We start from the raw sequence: 325 nt of genomic DNA on the forward strand, positions 1-325 counted from the left end.
CTGTTGCACTGATCGATGGCACGACTGTATCCATCGCCTCAGGCAGCGGAATGCCGCGATCGGCGGCCTCCGTCAAATATCCTGACCGCAAACCGTGCGCAGAAAACTCCCCGGGATCCAACCCGCCATTTCCGCTCGATGTTTAAGGATCGCGTTGATCGACTGCGGATCGGGCGCCCGGCGCGAGACCGCTCCCCACCTTCCGATGCCCCGAAACACGCTTCCCATGTCGATCCTGGCGGCCGTCAGCCCGGCCGGGCCGGAGGCGACCACAAGCACGTCGTACAACGCGCTCATGCGTTCATAGCGGGCCGTGACCTTTGCG

General features: G+C 64.0%; 1 pseudogene. It reads right to left on the reverse strand.

The features are described from left to right. A pseudogene (locus tag EN804_RS35780) lies at window positions 1-255 on the reverse strand (integrase); the annotation flags it as partial. Window positions 256-325: the final 70 nt, after the last annotated feature.

Source organism: Mesorhizobium sp. M8A.F.Ca.ET.161.01.1.1 (genome assembly GCF_004792105.1).
Classification (GTDB): Bacteria; Pseudomonadota; Alphaproteobacteria; order Rhizobiales; family Rhizobiaceae; genus Mesorhizobium.